This window comes from Streptomyces aidingensis (assembly GCF_900112355.1).
In the GTDB taxonomy this organism is placed as follows: Bacteria; Actinomycetota; Actinomycetes; order Streptomycetales; family Streptomycetaceae; genus Streptomyces; species Streptomyces aidingensis.
The window spans coordinates 102,757-118,901 of record NZ_FOLM01000014.1 but is presented as its reverse complement, the minus strand read 5'-3'; the positions used below and the strand labels follow the sequence as shown (position 1 = coordinate 118,901).

Annotated in this window: 13 protein-coding genes; 9 read left to right on the top strand and 4 right to left on the bottom strand. The window is 71.8% G+C overall.

The features are described from left to right. Positions 1–6: 6 nt before the first annotated feature. Entirely contained in the window at positions 7–786 is a 780-nt protein-coding gene (locus BM242_RS22565; RefSeq protein WP_093840731.1) for an IclR family transcriptional regulator, read from the bottom strand. Positions 787–1,001: 215 nt separating this feature from the next. Here BM242_RS22565 and metH point away from each other — a divergent pair, with 215 nt between their 5' ends. Together metH and BM242_RS22555 are read left to right on the top strand one after the other, a co-directional pair. Further along, positions 1,002–4,562, top strand: a complete 3,561-nt coding sequence (gene metH, locus BM242_RS22560; protein ID WP_093840730.1) for a methionine synthase — start codon at positions 1,002–1,004, stop codon at positions 4,560–4,562. Between the two features lie 245 nt (positions 4,563–4,807). Further along, complete coding sequence (locus tag BM242_RS22555) at positions 4,808–5,530, top strand: HAD family hydrolase (protein ID WP_093840795.1); 723 nt, start codon at positions 4,808–4,810, stop codon at positions 5,528–5,530. Positions 5,531–5,555: 25 nt separating this feature from the next. On the opposite strand, the gene BM242_RS22550 is transcribed toward BM242_RS22555, so the two are convergent. Next, a complete protein-coding gene (locus BM242_RS22550; protein ID WP_093840729.1) occupies positions 5,556–6,224 on the bottom strand; it encodes a response regulator in 669 nt (222 codons plus the stop codon). Positions 6,225–6,261: 37 nt separating this feature from the next. Continuing rightward, entirely contained in the window at positions 6,262–7,233 is a 972-nt protein-coding gene (locus BM242_RS22545; RefSeq protein WP_093840728.1) for a RecB family exonuclease, read from the bottom strand. 161 nt (positions 7,234–7,394) lie between these two features. Between BM242_RS22545 and BM242_RS22540 the strand changes: the two genes are divergently transcribed. From BM242_RS22540 to BM242_RS22530, 3 genes are all read left to right on the top strand, one after another. Further along, the gene (locus BM242_RS22540) at positions 7,395–8,618 is read left to right on the top strand and encodes a site-2 protease family protein (protein ID WP_245834403.1); all 1,224 of its coding nucleotides are present in this window, start codon (positions 7,395–7,397) and stop codon (positions 8,616–8,618) included. Positions 8,619–8,666: 48 nt separating this feature from the next. Continuing rightward, complete coding sequence (locus BM242_RS22535; RefSeq protein ID WP_093840726.1) at positions 8,667–9,566, top strand: tRNA (adenine-N1)-methyltransferase; 900 nt, start codon at positions 8,667–8,669, stop codon at positions 9,564–9,566. Between the two features lie 176 nt (positions 9,567–9,742). Continuing rightward, positions 9,743–10,393: a hypothetical protein gene (locus tag BM242_RS22530; RefSeq protein ID WP_093840725.1), complete on the top strand. Its 651-nt coding sequence runs from the start codon at positions 9,743–9,745 to the stop codon at positions 10,391–10,393. 33 nt (positions 10,394–10,426) lie between these two features. Here the strand turns inward: BM242_RS22530 and BM242_RS22525 are convergent, their stop codons facing one another. After that, positions 10,427–10,750 (bottom strand): ferredoxin, encoded by a 324-nt coding sequence (locus tag BM242_RS22525; RefSeq protein ID WP_093840724.1) that lies wholly within the window; start codon positions 10,748–10,750, stop codon positions 10,427–10,429. Between the two features lie 384 nt (positions 10,751–11,134). Here BM242_RS22525 and arc point away from each other — a divergent pair, with 384 nt between their 5' ends. The 4 genes from arc to prcB all read left to right on the top strand — a co-directional run bounded on the left by arc (position 11,135) and on the right by prcB (position 16,115). After that, positions 11,135–12,898: a proteasome ATPase gene (gene arc, locus BM242_RS22515; protein WP_093840723.1), complete on the top strand. Its 1,764-nt coding sequence runs from the start codon at positions 11,135–11,137 to the stop codon at positions 12,896–12,898. Positions 12,899–13,136: 238 nt separating this feature from the next. Next, a complete protein-coding gene (dop, locus tag BM242_RS22510) occupies positions 13,137–14,648 on the top strand; it encodes a depupylase/deamidase Dop (protein ID WP_093840722.1) in 1,512 nt (503 codons plus the stop codon). 145 nt (positions 14,649–14,793) lie between these two features. Beyond that, entirely contained in the window at positions 14,794–15,006 is a 213-nt protein-coding gene (locus BM242_RS22505) for a ubiquitin-like protein Pup (protein WP_093840721.1), read from the top strand. 245 nt (positions 15,007–15,251) lie between these two features. Next, complete coding sequence (gene prcB, locus BM242_RS22500) at positions 15,252–16,115, top strand: proteasome subunit beta (RefSeq protein ID WP_093840720.1); 864 nt, start codon at positions 15,252–15,254, stop codon at positions 16,113–16,115. Positions 16,116–16,145 lie beyond the last annotated feature (30 nt).

The window sequence follows — 16,145 nt, the reverse complement described above, 5'->3', positions numbered from 1 at the left end:
ATCGTGCTAGAAGCGCCCCGCGCCCAGGTCCCGCGACACGGACCTGGCGCAGTCCCGGACGGCCGCGATCAGCCGCGGGCTGAGCTCGCCGTCCGCCGCCCCGCCCGCCACGGTCATCCGCTCCACCGCGCCGGTGACCGCCACCGCCCCCACCGGCATCCGCCGGCGGTCGAAGACGGGAGCGGCGATCGAGGCCACGCCCTCCCAGGTCCCGCCCAGATCGCCGGCCCAGCCCCGGTCGCGCACCCGGACCAGCTCCTTCTCCAGCTCCGCGCGGTCGGTCACGGTGCGGTCGGTGACCGCGGTCAGCTCCAGCTCGGCCAGCTCGCTGTGCGCCACCGGGTCATAGGCGCTGAGCACCTTGCCCAGCGCGGTGCAGTGCAGCGGCAGCAGGGCGCCGATCTCCAGCACCTGACGGCTGTCGTCCGGCCGGAAGACGTGGTGCACCAGCAGCACCCCGCCGTGGTGCAGCACGCCCAGATAGGCGCTCTCACCGCTGGCCCGGGCCAGATCGTCGGTCCACACCAGGGCCCGGGCGCGCAGTTCGTGCACATCCAGATAGCTGTTGCCCAGCCGCAGCAGCTCGGCGCCGAGCTGGTACTTGCCGGAGCGCTCGTCCTGCTCCACGAACCCCTCCCGCTGCAGCGTGCGCAGCAGGCCGTGAGCCGTGGCCTTGGCCAGTCCCATGGCGGAGGCGATGTCGGACAGGCCCAGCCGGCGCTCCCCGCCGGCCAGCAGGCGCAGCAGCGCGGCGGCCCGTTCCACGGACTGAATCGTGCGGGCCATGGGCTGCCTCCTCCGGTCGTATGCGCGTCACCGGTCGCCATTCGCCATTGCCGAACGCTATATGGTCATGTCGACGCGGTGTTGGTGGAGACGAGTTTAGGGTGTCCGCCCTCCGGAATGGTCCGGGCCGCACGGCCCCGGCCCGATACCCTGGCGGGGTGCGTCCCCGCACCGGGCGCATAGCCGACAGCCGTCGCATCCAGGGAGCTTCCCGTATGGCATCGCCGACCCTGCCCGATTCCCCTTCTCCAGCGGCCTCCTCGGCCACTCGCGCCACCCCTTCCGGGACCGCCCCGGCCGCCGAGCGGGTCCGCGCGCTGCGCGAGGCGTTCGCCGCCCGCGTGGTCGTCGCCGACGGCGGCATGGGCACCATGCTCCAGGCCCGGAACCCGTCGATGGAGGACTTCCAGCAGCTCGAAGGCTGCAACGAGGTGCTCAACGTCACCCGCCCCGACATCGTCGCCGCCGTGCACCGGGAATACTTCGAGGCCGGCGTGGACTGCGTGGAGACCAACACCTTCGGCGCCAATCTCTCCGCCCTCGGCGAATACGACATCGCCCACCGGATCCACGAGCTCTCCGAGGCCGGCGCCCGGGTCGCCCGGCAGACCGCCGACGCGGTCGGCGCCGAGGACGGCCGGCAGCGCTGGGTACTCGGCTCCATGGGCCCCGGCACCAAGCTGCCCACCCTCGGCCACATCGGCTACGCCGCGCTGCGCGACGCCTACCGGGCCAACGCCGAGGGCCTGCTGGCGGGCGGCGCCGACGCCCTGCTGGTGGAGACCAGCCAGGACCTGCTGCAGACCAAGGCCGCCGTGCTGGGCGCCCGGCGTGCCCTGGAGACCGCCGGGCTGGACGCGCCGCTGCTGGTCCAGGTCACCGTGGAGACCACCGGCACCATGCTGCTCGGCTCGGAGATCGGCGCCGCGCTCACCGCCCTGGAACCGCTGGGCATCGACATGATCGGCCTCAACTGCGCCACCGGCCCGGCCGAGATGAGCGAGCATCTGCGCCATCTGGCCCGGCACGCCCGGGTGCCGCTGTCCTGCATGCCCAACGCGGGCCTGCCGGTGCTCGGCAAGGACGGCGCCCACTACCCGCTCACCCCGGCCGAACTGGCCGACGCCCACGAGCACTTCCTGTCGGAATTCGGGCTGTCGCTGGTCGGCGGCTGCTGCGGCACCACGCCGGAGCATCTGCGGCAGGTGGTGGAGCGGCTGCGCGGCCGGCGCCCCGAGCCCCGCGAACCGCGTCCGGAGCCCGGCGCCTCCTCGCTCTACCAGTCGGTGCCGTTCCGGCAGGACACCTCCTACCTGGCCATCGGCGAGCGCACCAACGCCAACGGCTCCAAGAAGTTCCGCACCGCCATGCTGGAGGGGCGCTGGGACGACTGCGTGGAGATCGCCCGCGCCCAGATCCGCGAGGGCGCCCACATGCTGGATGTCTGTGTGGACTACGTGGGCCGGGACGGCACCGCCGACATGCGGGAGTTCGCCTCCCGGCTGGCCACCGCCTCCACCCTGCCGGTGGTGCTGGACTCCACCGAGCCCGAGGTGATCCGCACCGGACTGGAATGCCTGGGCGGCCGGGCCGTGATCAACTCGGTCAACTACGAGGACGGCGACGGCCCGGACAGCCGTTTCCAGAAGATCACCAGGCTGGCGCGGGAGCACGGTGCCGCGCTGATCGGCCTGACCATCGACGAGCAGGGCCAGGCCCGCACCGCCGAGCACAAGGTCGCCGTCGCCGAGCGGCTGATCGCCGACCTCACCGGCAACTGGGGCATCCGGGAATCCGACATCATCATCGACTGCCTCACCTTCACCATCTGCACCGGCCAGGAGGAGTCCCGCAAGGACGGCGTGGCCACCATCGAGGCCATCCGCGAACTCAAGCGCCGCCACCCCCGGGTGCAGACCACGCTCGGCCTGTCCAACATCTCCTTCGGCCTCAACCCCGCCGCCCGGATGGTGCTCAACTCCGTCTTCCTGGACGAGTGCGTCAAGGCCGGCCTGGATTCCGCCATCGTGCACGCGGCCAAGATCCTGCCCATCGCCCGGCTGGAGGAGGAGCAGGTCGCCACCGCCCTGGACCTGATCTACGACCGGCGCGCCGAGGGCTATGACCCGCTGGCGAAGCTGCTGGAGTTGTTCGAGGGCGTGGACACCCGGGCCATGAGGGCCGGCAAGGCCGAGGAACTCGCCGCCCTGCCGCTGGAGGAGCGGCTCCAGCGGCGGATCGTGGACGGCGAGCGCAAGGGGCTGGAGGCCGACCTGGACGCCGCCCTGGCCGAGCGGTCCGCCCTGGAGATCGTCAACGAGGTGCTGCTGGAGGGCATGAAGACGGTCGGCGAACTCTTCGGCTCCGGGCAGATGCAGCTTCCCTTCGTGCTCACCTCGGCCGAGGTGATGAAGTCCGCCGTCGCCCACCTCGAACCCCACATGGAGAAGTCCGACGAGGCGGGCAAGGGCACCATCGTTCTGGCCACGGTGCGCGGGGACGTGCACGACATCGGCAAGAACCTGGTCGACATCATCCTCACCAACAACGGCTACAACGTGGTCAATCTGGGCATCAAGCAGCCCATCTCGGCCATCGTGGAGGCCGCCGAGCAGCACCGCGCCGATGTCATCGGCATGTCCGGCCTGCTGGTGAAGTCCACCGTGGTGATGAAGGAGAACCTGGAGGAGCTCAACACCCGGGACCTCGCCGCCCGCTACCCCGTCATCCTGGGCGGCGCCGCCCTCACCCGCGCCTATGTCGAGCAGGATCTGCACGAGGTCTACCGGGGAGAGGTCCGCTACGCCCGGGACGCCTTCGAGGGGCTGCGGCTGATGGACGCGCTGATCGCGCACCGCCGCGGCACCGACGGCCCGGCCCTGCCGGAGCTGCGGCAGCGCCGGGTGCGCGCCCGCGACCGGGCCGAGGAGGAGCCGCCCGTCACCGACGACACCGTCCGCTCCGATGTGGCCACCGACAACCCGGTCCCCGCACCGCCGTTCTGGGGCACCCGGGTGGTCAGGGGCATCGCGCTCAAGGACTACGCCTCCTGGCTGGACGAGGACGCGCTGTTCAAGGGCCAGTGGGGGCTGAAGGCGGCCCGCGGCGACGGCCCCTCCTACGCCGAGCTCGCCGAGACCGAGGGCCGGCCCCGGCTGCGCGGCTGGCTGGACCGGCTGCACACCGAGAACCTGCTGGAGGCCGCCGTGGTGCACGGCTACTTCCGCTGCTTCGCCGAGGGCAACGACCTGGTGGTGCTGGACGACGACGGCGCCGAGCGCACCCGCTTCACCTTCCCCCGCCAGCGCCGCGGGCGCCGGCTCTGCCTGGCCGACTTCTTCCGCGCCGGGGACTCCGGCGAGACAGATGTGGTCGGCCTCCAGGTGGTCACCGTGGGTTCCCGGATCGGCGAGGCCACCGCCGAACTGTTCGCCGCCGACGCCTACCGGGACTATCTGGAGCTGCACGGCCTGTCCGTCCAGCTGGCCGAGGCGCTGGCCGAGTACTGGCACGCCCGGGTGCGTGCCGAACTGGGCATCGCCGGCGCCGACCCGGACAGCCTGGCCGGCATGTTCCGCACCGAGTACCAGGGCTGCCGCTACTCGCTGGGCTACCCGGCCTGCCCCGACCTGGAGGACCGGGCCAAGATCGCCGAGCTGCTCCAGCCGGAGCGGATCGGGGTCAAGCTCTCGGAGGAGTTCCAGCTCCACCCCGAGCAGTCCACCGACGCCATCGTGCTCCACCACCCCGAGGCCAATTACTTCAACGCCCGCTGAGCACCGCCGGCGCCCCGCCGGATGTCCGCCCGGCACCGGGCGGACATCCGGCGCACGCCGTCCGCCGCCGGAAATTCACCGGCCGTATCCGGACGCACGCTGTGCGGTATTCCGTCCACGGGCGTAGACTGACCGGTCCGGATCAGGCCGGTCGGGGTTCCCGCCAGGGAATCACGGCCGGCCTTCGTGCCCCTGTCGGCCGGCCCGCCGGCCGGCCGGAGCCGGCCCGATCGAAAGGTATGCGGATGACGACGTTCCTGCCCGCCACCGGCACTGTGCCGGGCACCGCCGCGGCCCCCCAGGCCGTGCTGCTGGACATGGACGGCACCCTGGTCGACACCGAGGGATTCTGGTGGGACGCCGAGGTCGCCGTGTTCGCCTCGCTGGGGCACACGCTGGCCGAGGAGCACCGCGAAATCGTGGTCGGCGGCCCGATGAGCCGCAGCGCGGGCTATCTGATCGACGTCACCGGTGCCGACATCACCCTGGACGAGCTGACCGTGCTGCTCAACAGTGCCTTTCTGCGGCGCATCGAGCGCGAGGTGCCGCTGATGCCCGGTGCCCGCCGGCTGCTCACCGAACTCGCCGCCCACGGGGTGCCGGCCGCCCTGGTCTCGGCCTCGCACCGGACGGTGGTGGACCGGATGCTGCGCCATCTCGGCGCGGAGAACTTCGCCCTCACCGTGGCCGGGGACGAACTGGTCCGCACCAAGCCGCACCCCGACCCGTATCTCACGGCCGCCGCCGGGCTGGGCGCCGACCCGGCGCGGTGTGTCGCCATCGAGGACACCCCGACCGGCGTCGCCAGTGCCGAGGCCGCGGGATGCCGGGTGGTGGCGGTGCCCTCCATCGCCCCCGTTCCCGGCGCCCCCGGGCGCAGCGTGGTCGCCTCGCTGGATGAGGTGGACCTGCGCTATCTGCGTGCCCTGTGGACCGACCCGGTGGAGGAGCCGCTGCCCGTCCGCTGACCGGAGCGGCGGGCGCGGCCGGGCCCTACTGGCCGGGGCGCACCAGCCCGCTCTCATAGGCGTACACCGCCGCCTGCACCCGGTCCCGCAGGTCCAGCTTGGTCAGCACATGACCCACATGGGTCTTCACCGTTGTCTCGCTGACGAACAGATCGGCGGCGATCTCGGCATTGGACAGGCCCCGGGCCACCAGCTTGAGCACCTCCACCTCGCGCTCGGTGAGGGTGGACAGCGAATTGGGCACCGGCTGCTCGGCCGAGGGAAGCTGACCGGCGTACTTGTCCAGGAGCCGCCGGGTGACACTGGGTGCCAGCATGGCCTCGCCCGCCGCCACCACGCGGATCGCCTGCACCAGCTCGGCGGCCGGGGCGTCCTTCAGCAGAAAGCCGCTGGCCCCCGCGCGCAGCGCCTCCACCACATACTCGTCCAGATCGAAGGTGGTCAGCACCACCACCTTGGCCGGGCCGTCCTTGGCCGGGCCGGTGATCCGCCGGGTGGCCTCCACCCCGTCCATCCGCGGCATCCGGATGTCCATCAGCACCACATCCGGCTGCAGGGCCCGCACCTGTTCCAGCCCCTGCTGGCCGTCTCCCGCCTCGCCCACCACGGCGATGTCCTGTTCGGCCTCCAGAATCATCCGGAAACCGGTACGCAGCAGCGGCTGGTCGTCCACCAGCAGAACCCGGATCGGCACGGCGGCTCCCCTCAAGCGTGTGCACCGTCGACGGCTGTCATTCTTGCCTACTCGCCCCGCCTTCCCCCGGCACGTCCGGCCGCGCGTCCGGGCCGCCCGCACGGGGCGCCGGCACCTCGGTCACCGGCAGCGCCGGCTGCACCGCCAGCGGATACGGCGGGGGAGTGCCGCCGAACTCCGGGCACCGCTCCTGATGACTGCACCAGCCGCACAGCCTGCTCCGCCTCGGCCGCCAGTCGCCCGACTCGGTGGCCGCCCGGATCGCCTCCCACAGCGCCAGCAGCTTGCGCTCCACCGCCCGCAGATCCGACTCCTCCGGATCGTGCGTCAGCACCTCGCCGCTGCCCAGATAGACGAGCTGGAGCCGGCGCGGGATCACCCCCTTCAGCCGCCAGACCACCAGGGCGTAGAACTTCATCTGGAACAGCGCCTCGCCCGCGAACTCCGCCCGCGGCGCCCGGCCGGTCTTGTAGTCCACGATGCGCACCTCGCCGGTGGGCGCCACATCCACCCGGTCGATCACCCCGCGCAGCCGCAGCCCGGAATCGAGCCGGGCCTCCACGAACAGCTCCCGCTCGGCGGGCTCCAGCCGGGACGGGTCCTCCAGCGAGAACCAGCGCTCCACCAGCTCCTCGGCATCGGCCAGCCAGCGGGCCAGCCGCGGCTCCGGCCCGCCGCCGTCCCCGCCGGTGCCCGTGCCGGGGTCCCCGCCGGTGTCCTCGGCGAACAGCGCGGCCAGTTCGGGACGGCGGGCCAGCAGCCGCTCCCACTCCCGCACCACCAGCGCCCGCGCCCGGCGCACACTGCGCTCCGCCGCCGGGGCGTCGAACACCCGCTCAAGGACGGCATGCACCAGGGTGCCGCGGGCCGCCTCCGGGCTCGGCTCCTCCGGCAGCCTGTCGATCACCCGGAAGCGGTACAGCAGCGGACACTGCATGAAATCCGCCGCCCGGGACGGCGACAGCGAGGCGACGGGCGGGCGGGGCGGCGCGGCCGGGGAACCGTTCATGGTCGGCAACCCTAAGCCCCGGCACTGACACTCAGCGGCATACCATCGACAGCACAGCCGACTGGGCGGCGCGACCCCGGGGCAGGATCGGACCACCCGGACCGGATGGACCGGAACGGCCGGCGCCGGAGCCCGGCGGCCGGGCCAGCAGAGGGGAAGCGGTGGCAGAGAGCGAGAACGGGCGATCCGCCGGTGCGGCGGGGCCGCGCGCCCGGGAGACCGGCGGCGGCGTTCTCATGGGCCGGCTCTTCGGCGTGCCCATCTATGTGGCGCCGAGCTGGTTCCTGGTCGCCGCCCTCATCACCTGGTTCTTCGGCAACCAGCTCGGCCGGGTGCTGCCCGAGCTGGGCAACGGCCGCTACCTGGTGTCACTCTTCTTCGCGGTCGCCTTCTACGCCTCCGTCCTGGTGCACGAACTCGCCCACACCGTGGCCGCGCTGCGCTTCGGCCTGCCCGTGCGGCGCATCCGCCTCCAGTTCTTCGGCGGGGTCTCGGAGATCGAGAAGGAGTCCGAATCCGCCGGGCGGGAGTTCGTCCTGGCCTTTGTCGGTCCGCTGCTGTCCCTGGTGCTGGCCGGAGTCTTCTACGCGGGCATGCTCGTGGTCACCGCCGGCACCGTGCCCGGGGTGCTGCTCGCCGGGCTGATGATCTCCAACCTGATCGTCGCCGTCTTCAATCTGCTGCCCGGACTGCCGCTGGACGGCGGCCGGATGCTGCGCGCCGTGGTGTGGAAGCTCAGCGGCAGTCCCATGACCGGCACCGTGGCCGCCGCCTGGGTGGGCCGGGTACTGGCGGTGGCCGTGCTGATCGGCTTCCCGCTGGCCACCCATACCAGCGGCCTCACCGACCGGTCCTCGCTGACCGGCGTGGACTCGCTCACCGACGGGCTGCTCGCCGCCATCCTGGCCGCCATCATCTGGACCGGCGCCGGCAACAGCCTGCGCATGGCCAGGCTGCGGGAACGGCTGCCCTCGCTGCGCGCCCGGGCGCTCACCCGCCGCGCCGTGCCGGTGGCCGGCGACACCCCGCTGTCCGAGGCGCTGCGCCGGGCCAACGACTCCGGGGCCCGCGCCCTGGTGGTGGTCGCCGGGGACGGCAGCCCGCGCGCCATCGTGCGGGAGACGGCCATCGCCCAGGTGCCTGAGCACCGCCGCCCCTGGGTGACGGTGGGCACCCTGGCGCAGGATTTGACCGAGGGCATGCGGGTGCCCGCCGAGCTGACCGGCGAGCAGCTGCTGGAGCACCTGCGGGCCGCCCCGGCGAGCGAGTATCTGGTGATCGAGGAGGGCGGCAAAATCTACGGCGTGCTCTCCGCCGTCGACGTGGAACGGGCGTTCGTCAACGCGATGGCCAAGCACCCCGGCCCGTCCGGCGGACCCTCCTGAGGCCCTCCCCGCGGGGCCCCGCCCCGGCGTTGCACTAGGCTTGCGCATATGTCCGAACCGACCGGTGCCGCCCGCCGTCGCGGGCCCTTCCAGGTCGGGGACCAGGTTCAGCTCACCGACCCCAAGGGCCGCCACTACACCTTCACGCTCGAAGCCGGGAAGAGCTTCCACACCCACAAGGGTGCCTTTCCGCACGACGAGCTGATCGGCTCGCCCGAGGGCACGGTCGTCCGCACCACCGGCAATGTCGAGTACCTCGCGCTGCGCCCCCTGCTCCCCGACTTCGTCCTGTCCATGCCCCGCGGGGCGGCCGTCGTCTACCCCAAGGACGCCGGGCAGATCCTGTCCATGGCCGATGTGTTCCCCGGCGCCCGGGTGGTGGAGGCCGGGGTCGGCTCCGGATCGCTCTCCATGTTCCTGCTGCGGGCGGTCGGCGACGGCGGGATGCTGCACTCCTACGAGCGGCGGGCGGACTTCGCCGAGATCGCCCGGGCCAATGTGGAGCGCTACTTCGGCGGCCCGCACCCGGCCTGGCGGCTGACCGTGGGCGACCTCCAGGACGCCCTCGCCGACACCGAGGTGGACCGGGTGATCCTGGACATGCTGGCCCCCTGGGAGTGCCTGGACGCGGTCGCCAAGGCGCTGGTCCCCGGCGGCCTGGTGTGCGCCTATGTGGCCACCACCACCCAGCTCGCCCGCACCGTGGAGACCCTGCGCGAGCACGGGAACTTCACCGAGCCGGCCGCCTGGGAGACCATGGTCCGCACCTGGCATGTGGAGGGCCTGGCGGTCCGGCCCGACCACCGCATGGTGGGCCACACCGGCTTTCTGCTCACCGCCCGGCGGCTGGCCGACGGAGTGGAGCCGCCGCGCCGGCGCCGCCGCCCGGCGCCCGGCGCCTACGGCGAGGACTACACCGGGCCCGGCGGCGGCAGCGGGCGCGGCTGAGCCCGCGGCCGGCCCCGCGCGCCGCGCCGGGCGCACCCGGGCGCTCCGGGCCGGAAGTCGCGGCCGGGGGCCGGGTTTTCCGGCCCCCGGACGCCTCGTACGAGTGTGAGTTGTGGCACGATGCTGGCCACCCCACCGGTCTTGTGCCGCCCCTTTGACTCACAGGAGTTCTCCGCGTGCAGCCCACGGCAGGACCCGAGCTTCCGCACACCCGTTCCGGCCCCGCGCACTGGCTCGCCACCGCCCTGCTGCTCGCCGCGGTGACCTGGGCGGCCTCCCTGACCGGACCGGCCGGCGCCGCGGCGGGCGGCGCGGCCGGCCCCGCGGACCGCCGGGACGACGGCGCCGGCACCGGGGAGGAACAGCCGGAGATCCCCGTCGCACCCCCCGACCCGGAGGCCGCCGAGTACCCGCTGGACTGCGGACCGTACGAGGTGGCGGTCACCGACCGGGCCGAGACCGATCTGGACCGCGACGGCCGGCCGGACACCGTGGCCGTGGTCCGCTGCGACGCGGGCGGCGGCACCCCGCCCAACGGCGTCTATCTGCTCACCCACCCCGCCGGGCCCGGGGGCCCGGAGGACGGCGCGGCGGCCGGCCCGGTGGTGGCGGCCACGCTGGTCGACCCGGCCGACGGCATGCTGGTGGACCGGCTGGAAACCGACGGTGCCACCGTGACCGTGGCCCTCTTCGGCTACTCCGGCCCGAACGTCCCGCGCGCCGCCCCCGACCTGCACGGCGAGGCCACCTGGGCCTGGCGGGACGGCGGGCTGGTCATCGAACAGGGCGCCCCGCCGGCCGCGCTGGGCGACCTGCGGAGCGCCTGATCCGGCCCCGTCTGCCGGGCGGTCACGGGGCGGTCACGGGGCCTTTGGGCCGTACACCTCGGCACCGTCGGCGACCCGGCGGACATGGATGCACTCGCCCGGGCAGTCCCGGGCCGAGGACACCACGTCGTCCAGCAGCGGCAGCGGCACCGGGGCCGCCGCCCCCGGCTCGGTGAGCAGCGGCGCCTCCTCGCCCGCCGCGGCCGGCGGCTTCACATAGGCCAGTCCGTCGATGTCCAGCTCGAACACCTCGGGTGCGTACTGGGCGCAGATCCCGTCGCCGGTACACAGGTCCTGGTCGATCCAGACCTCCAGGGCGTCGGTGCGCTCCCCGGCGGATCGCTGCTGCGAGGTCATCGTCCCTGCCCGTCCTTCGTCTGTGCGCGGCTGTGTCCTGGCCGGGCCCCGGCCGGGCCGCGGTCAAGCGGTGGTCCGGCCCTGGTCCGGTGCTGCTCCGGTGCTGGTCCGGTGCTGGTCAAGCGGTGGTCCGGCATGGGTCAAAGGACGCCGTTTCCGGCGCCGGTTGGCCGGCTACGACCATACATCTGTCCGCTTTGCGTTGCCCTTGGGGATGCTGTGGGATGGGGGGCGGCGCCCGCTGGGTATTCCCCTTGAGTGAGGGAGTGCGCAAGGGTGAAGATCGGACACACCTTGGCCCGGTTCGTGATCTAGGGGTTTCGAACGACACCCGGCCAGGTAGGGTCAGAAAGCGTCCAGCTCCCCCTGGAGGAGGTGAGGACCGTGGCATCCCACGATGACGACATCAACCGCGGTATCCGGTCCGGTCGGGGGTCCGATGATCCCTCCCGGCAGGTTGCCGACCTGGAGCAGGAGATCACCGTCCTGCGCCGCAAGCTGGCCGACTCTCCGCGCCACACCCGTATTCTCGAGGAACGGATTGTCGAGCTGCAGACCAATCTGGCCGGAGTGACCGCGCAGAACGAGCGGCTCGCCAGTACCCTGCGCGAGGCGCGCGACCAGATCGTGGCCCTGAAGGAGGAGGTCGACCGGCTGGCACAGCCGCCGTCCGGCTTCGGTGTCTTCCTCGGCGCCAATGAGGACGGCACGGCCGACATCTTCACCGGCGGGCGCAAGCTGCGGGTGAACGTCAGCCCGTCCATCGACCTGGCGGAGCTGCGGCGGGGCCAGGAGGTCATGCTCAACGAGGCGCTCAACGTCGTTGAGGCCATGCTGTTCGAGCGCGCCGGGGAGATCGTCACCCTCAAGGAGATCCTGGAGGACGGCGAGCGCGCCCTGGTCGTCGGGCACACCGACGAGGAGCGGGTGGTCCGGCTCGCCGAGCCGCTGATGGACGTCACCCTGCGGGCCGGCGACGCCCTGCTGCTGGACACCCGCTCGGGCTTCGCCTACGAGGTGGTGCCCAAGAGCGAGGTCGAGGAGCTGGTGCTCGAAGAGGTGCCGGACATCGACTACGGCAAGATCGGCGGCCTCGGCGGCCAGATCGAGCTGATCCGGGACGCGGTGGAGCTGCCCTATCTCTACCCCGATCTGTTCCGGGAGCACGAGCTGCGTCCGCCCAAGGGCGTGCTGCTCTACGGGCCGCCCGGCTGCGGCAAGACGCTGATCGCCAAGGCGGTCGCCAATTCCCTGGCCAAGAAGGTCGCCGAGGTCACCGGAAAGCCGGCGGGCAAGAGCTTCTTCCTCAATATCAAGGGTCCCGAGCTGCTCAACAAGTACGTCGGCGAGACCGAGCGGCACATCCGGCTGGTCTTCCAGCGGGCCCGGGAAAAGGCCAGTGAGGGCACACCGGTCATCGTCTTCTTCGACGAGATGGATTCCCTCTTCCGCACCCGCGGCTCCGGGGTCAGCTCGGATGTGGAGAACACCATCGTCCCGCAGCTCCTCTCCGAGATCGACGGTGTGGAGGGCCTGGAGAACGTCATCGTGATCGGCGCCTCCAACCGGGAGGACATGATCGATCCGGCGATCCTGCGGCCCGGACGTCTCGATGTGAAGATCAAGATCGAGCGGCCGGACGCCGAGGCGGCCAAGGACATCTTCTCCAAGTACCTCACCCCCACCCTGCCGATCCACGAGGACGACCTGCGCGAGCACCAGGGCAGCGCCGACGCCGCGGTGGACGCCATGATCCAGACGGTGGTCGAGCAGATGTACTCCGAGACCGAGGAGAACCGCTTCCTGGAGGTCACCTACGCCAACGGTGACAAGGAGGTCCTGTACTTCAAGGACTTCAACTCCGGCGCCATGATCCAGAACATCGTGGACCGGGCCAAGAAGATGGCGATCAAGGACTTCCTGGACAAGGACCAGAAGGGTCTGCGGGTGTCCCACCTGCTCGCCGCCTGCGTGGACGAGTTCAAGGAGAACGAGGACCTGCCCAACACCACCAACCCGGACGACTGGGCCCGGATCTCCGGCAAGAAGGGCGAGCGGATCGTGTTCATCCGCACCCTGGTCACCGGGAAGCAGGGGGCCGACACCGGCCGGTCCATCGACACCGTGTCCACCGGCCAGTACCTGTAGCCGGCCGGACCGCGGCAGGGCCACCGACGCAGCACCACGCAGCACCGACGCAGCGCAACCACGCCGGCTGCGGGGCGCGCCCTGGGCGGCGCCCCGCAGCCGCGTGGTTTCCCCGAACAGTCCACAGGAAACCCGCAGTGATCTCGTCACCGCGATCCGTGCCCCGTAGCCTCGAAGTAGCCTCGACTGCGAGGCACGGCGGTCGCGACGGCGATCGCCGTCGGGCAAGGAGGGCCGCATGACTGTACGGCGAGTGATGGGCATCGAGACCGAGTACGGCGTATCCGTCCCAGGGCACCCCAATGCCAACGCCATGCTCACCTCGTCCCAGGTAGTGAACGCCTACGCGGCAGCCATGCACCGGGCCCGGCGTGCCCGCTGGGACTTCGAGGAGGAGAACCCGCTGCGGGACGCCCGCGGCTTCGACCTGGCCCGGGAGAACGCCGACGCCAGCCAGCTCACCGACGAGGACATCGGGCTGGCGAACGTCATCCTCACCAATGGCGCCCGGCTGTATGTGGACCACGCCCATCCCGAGTACAGCGCCCCCGAGGTGACCAATCCGCTGGACGCGGTGCTCTGGGACAAGGCCGGCGAGCGGATCATGGCCGAGGCCGCCCGGCGAGCCGCCGAGGTGCCCGGCACCCAGCCGATCCAGCTCTACAAGAACAACACCGACAACAAGGGCGCGTCCTACGGCTGCCACGAGAACTACCTGATGAAGCGGGAGACCCCGTTCTCGGACATCGTGCGCCATCTCACGCCCTTCTTCGTCAGCCGCCAGGTGGTGACCGGCGCCGGGCGGGTGGGCATCGGGCAGGACGGCGGCGAGCACGGCTTCCAGCTCAGCCAGCGCGCCGACTACTTCGAGGTCGAGGTGGGCCTGGAGACCACCCTGAAGCGTCCCATCATCAACACCCGGGACGAGCCGCACGCGGACGCCGAGAAGTACCGCCGGCTGCATGTGATCATCGGCGACGCCAACCTGGCGGAACTCTCCACCTACCTCAAGCTGGGCACCACCTCACTGGTGCTGTCCATGATCGAGGACGGCTTCATCGCGGTGGACCTGGCCGTGGACCAGCCGGTGCGCACCCTGCACCGGGTCAGTCACGATCCCGACCTGCGGGAGCTGGTCACGCTGCGCAGCGGCCGTACCCTGACCGCGGTACAGCTCCAGATGGAGTACTTCGAGCTGGCCCGCAAGTATGTCGAGGAGCGCTGGGGCGACGACGCGGACGCCCAGACCAAGGACGTGCTCACCCGCTGGGAGGACGTGCTCACCAGGCTGGAGACGGACCCGATGAGCCTGGCCGGCCGGCTGGACTGGGTGGCCAAGCGCGAGCTGCTGGAGGGCTACCGGCGCCGGGACAGCCTGGGCTGGGACGCCGCCCGGCTGCACCTGGTGGATCTCCAGTACGCCGACGTGCGGCCCGACAAGGGGCTGTACAACCGCCTGGCGGCCCGGGGGCGGATCGAGCGGCTGGTGGACGACCAGGACGTGCTGCGGGCCCAGCGGACCCCGCCGGAGGACACCCGCGCGTACTTCCGCGGCCGGTGCCTGGAGCAGTACGCCGGGGATGTGGCGGCGGCCTCCTGGGATTCGGTGATCTTCGATCTGCCGGGCCGGGACTCCCTGCAGCGAGTGCCCACCATGGACCCGCTGCGCGGCACGAAGGAGCACGTCAAGGGCCTGCTGGACCGGTGCCGGACGGCGGAGGATCTTGTCCGGGCGCTGTCCGGTGGCTGAGTTGCCCTCCGGAAGGGAATGATCGCAGTGGCCCATCCGGGCCGGAAGCGCCGGTCACGGCGGTGGGCCGGAAACCGGGGGGCCGATGTCAGCCCCTGCTTGTAGGGTCTGATCTTGAAGCTTCGAACCGAGCGGGGTGAGGCAGATGGCAAAGGACAACGGCGGCCAGCAGCGGGCGTCGCGCACCACCGAGGAAACCGAGGAACAGACCCAGGACGTCGAGGTCTCCGAGGAGCTCAAGGAGCGCCAGGAGGCCCTGAGCGACGACGTCGACTCAGTGCTGGACGAGATCGACGAGGTCCTCGAGTCCAATGCCGAGGACTTCGTGCGCGGCTTCGTGCAGAAGGGCGGGGAGTAGCCGGCCGGGCGGGCCGGGCCTCCGGCCCGGTCCGCCCGTGGACCGGCACCGCCGGCACCGCCCCCCGGGGCATACGCGGGCGCGGCTACCGGCCGCGCCCGTTCCGGCACGGGCTGCCACGGAGGCGAGCCGCCCGGCCCGGCCCGGCGGATCCATGTGGATCATGGCAGTCCGACGGGTAGGGTCCGTGTCGTACTCCGCTTCGCCTGCGTCCAGCAGTACGTCAACTCTCCGGAAGGAAACCTGTGGCAGCCAACTCGCACGACCAGGGCCGTCTCCCGGCAGCCTTCCTGACGCCGGGTTCCTCCTCGTTTCTCGATTTCCTCTCCGACCATGCCCCGGAGCGGCTGCCGAGCGGACGCGGGCTGCCGCCGGTGAAGGGGCCGGTGGAGGCGCCGCACGGCACCACCATCGTGGCGGCCACGTACTCCGGCGGCCCGGACGGCTCCGGCGGTGTGGTGGTCGCCGGTGACCGCAGGGCCACCATGGGCAATCTGATCGCCCAGCGGGACATCGAGAAGGTCTTCCCCGCCGACGACTACTCCGCGGTCGGCATCGCCGGCACCGCCGGCCTGGCCGTGGAACTGGTCAAGCTGTTCCAGCTCGAACTGGAGCACTTCGAGAAGGTCGAGGGCGCGGTGCTGTCGCTGGAGGGCAAGGCCAACCGGCTGTCCGCCATGATCCGCGGCAACCTGGGCATGGCCATGCAGGGCCTGGCCGTGATCCCGCTGCTCGCCGGCTGGGACACCGACCAGGAGAAGGGCCGCATCTTCTCCTACGACGTCACCGGCGGCCGTTCCGAGGAGTACGGTTTCGCGGCCGTGGGCTCCGGCTCGCTGTTCGCCCGGGGCGCCCTGAAGAAACTGCACCGGGAGGATCTCACCGGCCAGCAGGCCGTCACCGCGGTGATCCAGGCGCTGTACGACGCGGCCGACGAGGACTCGGCGACCGGCGGTCCGGACGTGTCCCGCCGGATTTACCCCATCGTGACGGTGATCACCGAGGACGGATTCCGTAAGCTCAGCGAGGCGGAGGTCGCGCAGAGCGCCCGCGCGGTGCTCGACGGCCGGCTGGAACTGCCCAACGGGCCGCAGGCGCCGGTCCTCTGACTCAAGGTCCGATACAGGAAGGGACGCATC

Coding starts and splice junctions, on each gene's coding strand:
- BM242_RS22565 (WP_093840731.1), bottom strand. CDS start 786: ATGGCCCGCACGATTCAGTCCGTGGAACGGGCCGCCGCGCTGCTGCGC.
- metH (WP_093840730.1), top strand. CDS start 1,002: ATGGCATCGCCGACCCTGCCCGATTCCCCTTCTCCAGCGGCCTCCTCG.
- BM242_RS22555 (WP_093840795.1), top strand. CDS start 4,808: ATGACGACGTTCCTGCCCGCCACCGGCACTGTGCCGGGCACCGCCGCG.
- BM242_RS22545 (WP_093840728.1), bottom strand. CDS start 7,233: ATGAACGGTTCCCCGGCCGCGCCGCCCCGCCCGCCCGTCGCCTCGCTG.
- BM242_RS22535 (WP_093840726.1), top strand. CDS start 8,667: ATGTCCGAACCGACCGGTGCCGCCCGCCGTCGCGGGCCCTTCCAGGTC.
- BM242_RS22525 (WP_093840724.1), bottom strand. CDS start 10,750: ATGACCTCGCAGCAGCGATCCGCCGGGGAGCGCACCGACGCCCTGGAG.
- dop (WP_093840722.1), top strand. CDS start 13,137: ATGACTGTACGGCGAGTGATGGGCATCGAGACCGAGTACGGCGTATCC.
- BM242_RS22505 (WP_093840721.1), top strand. CDS start 14,794: ATGGCAAAGGACAACGGCGGCCAGCAGCGGGCGTCGCGCACCACCGAG.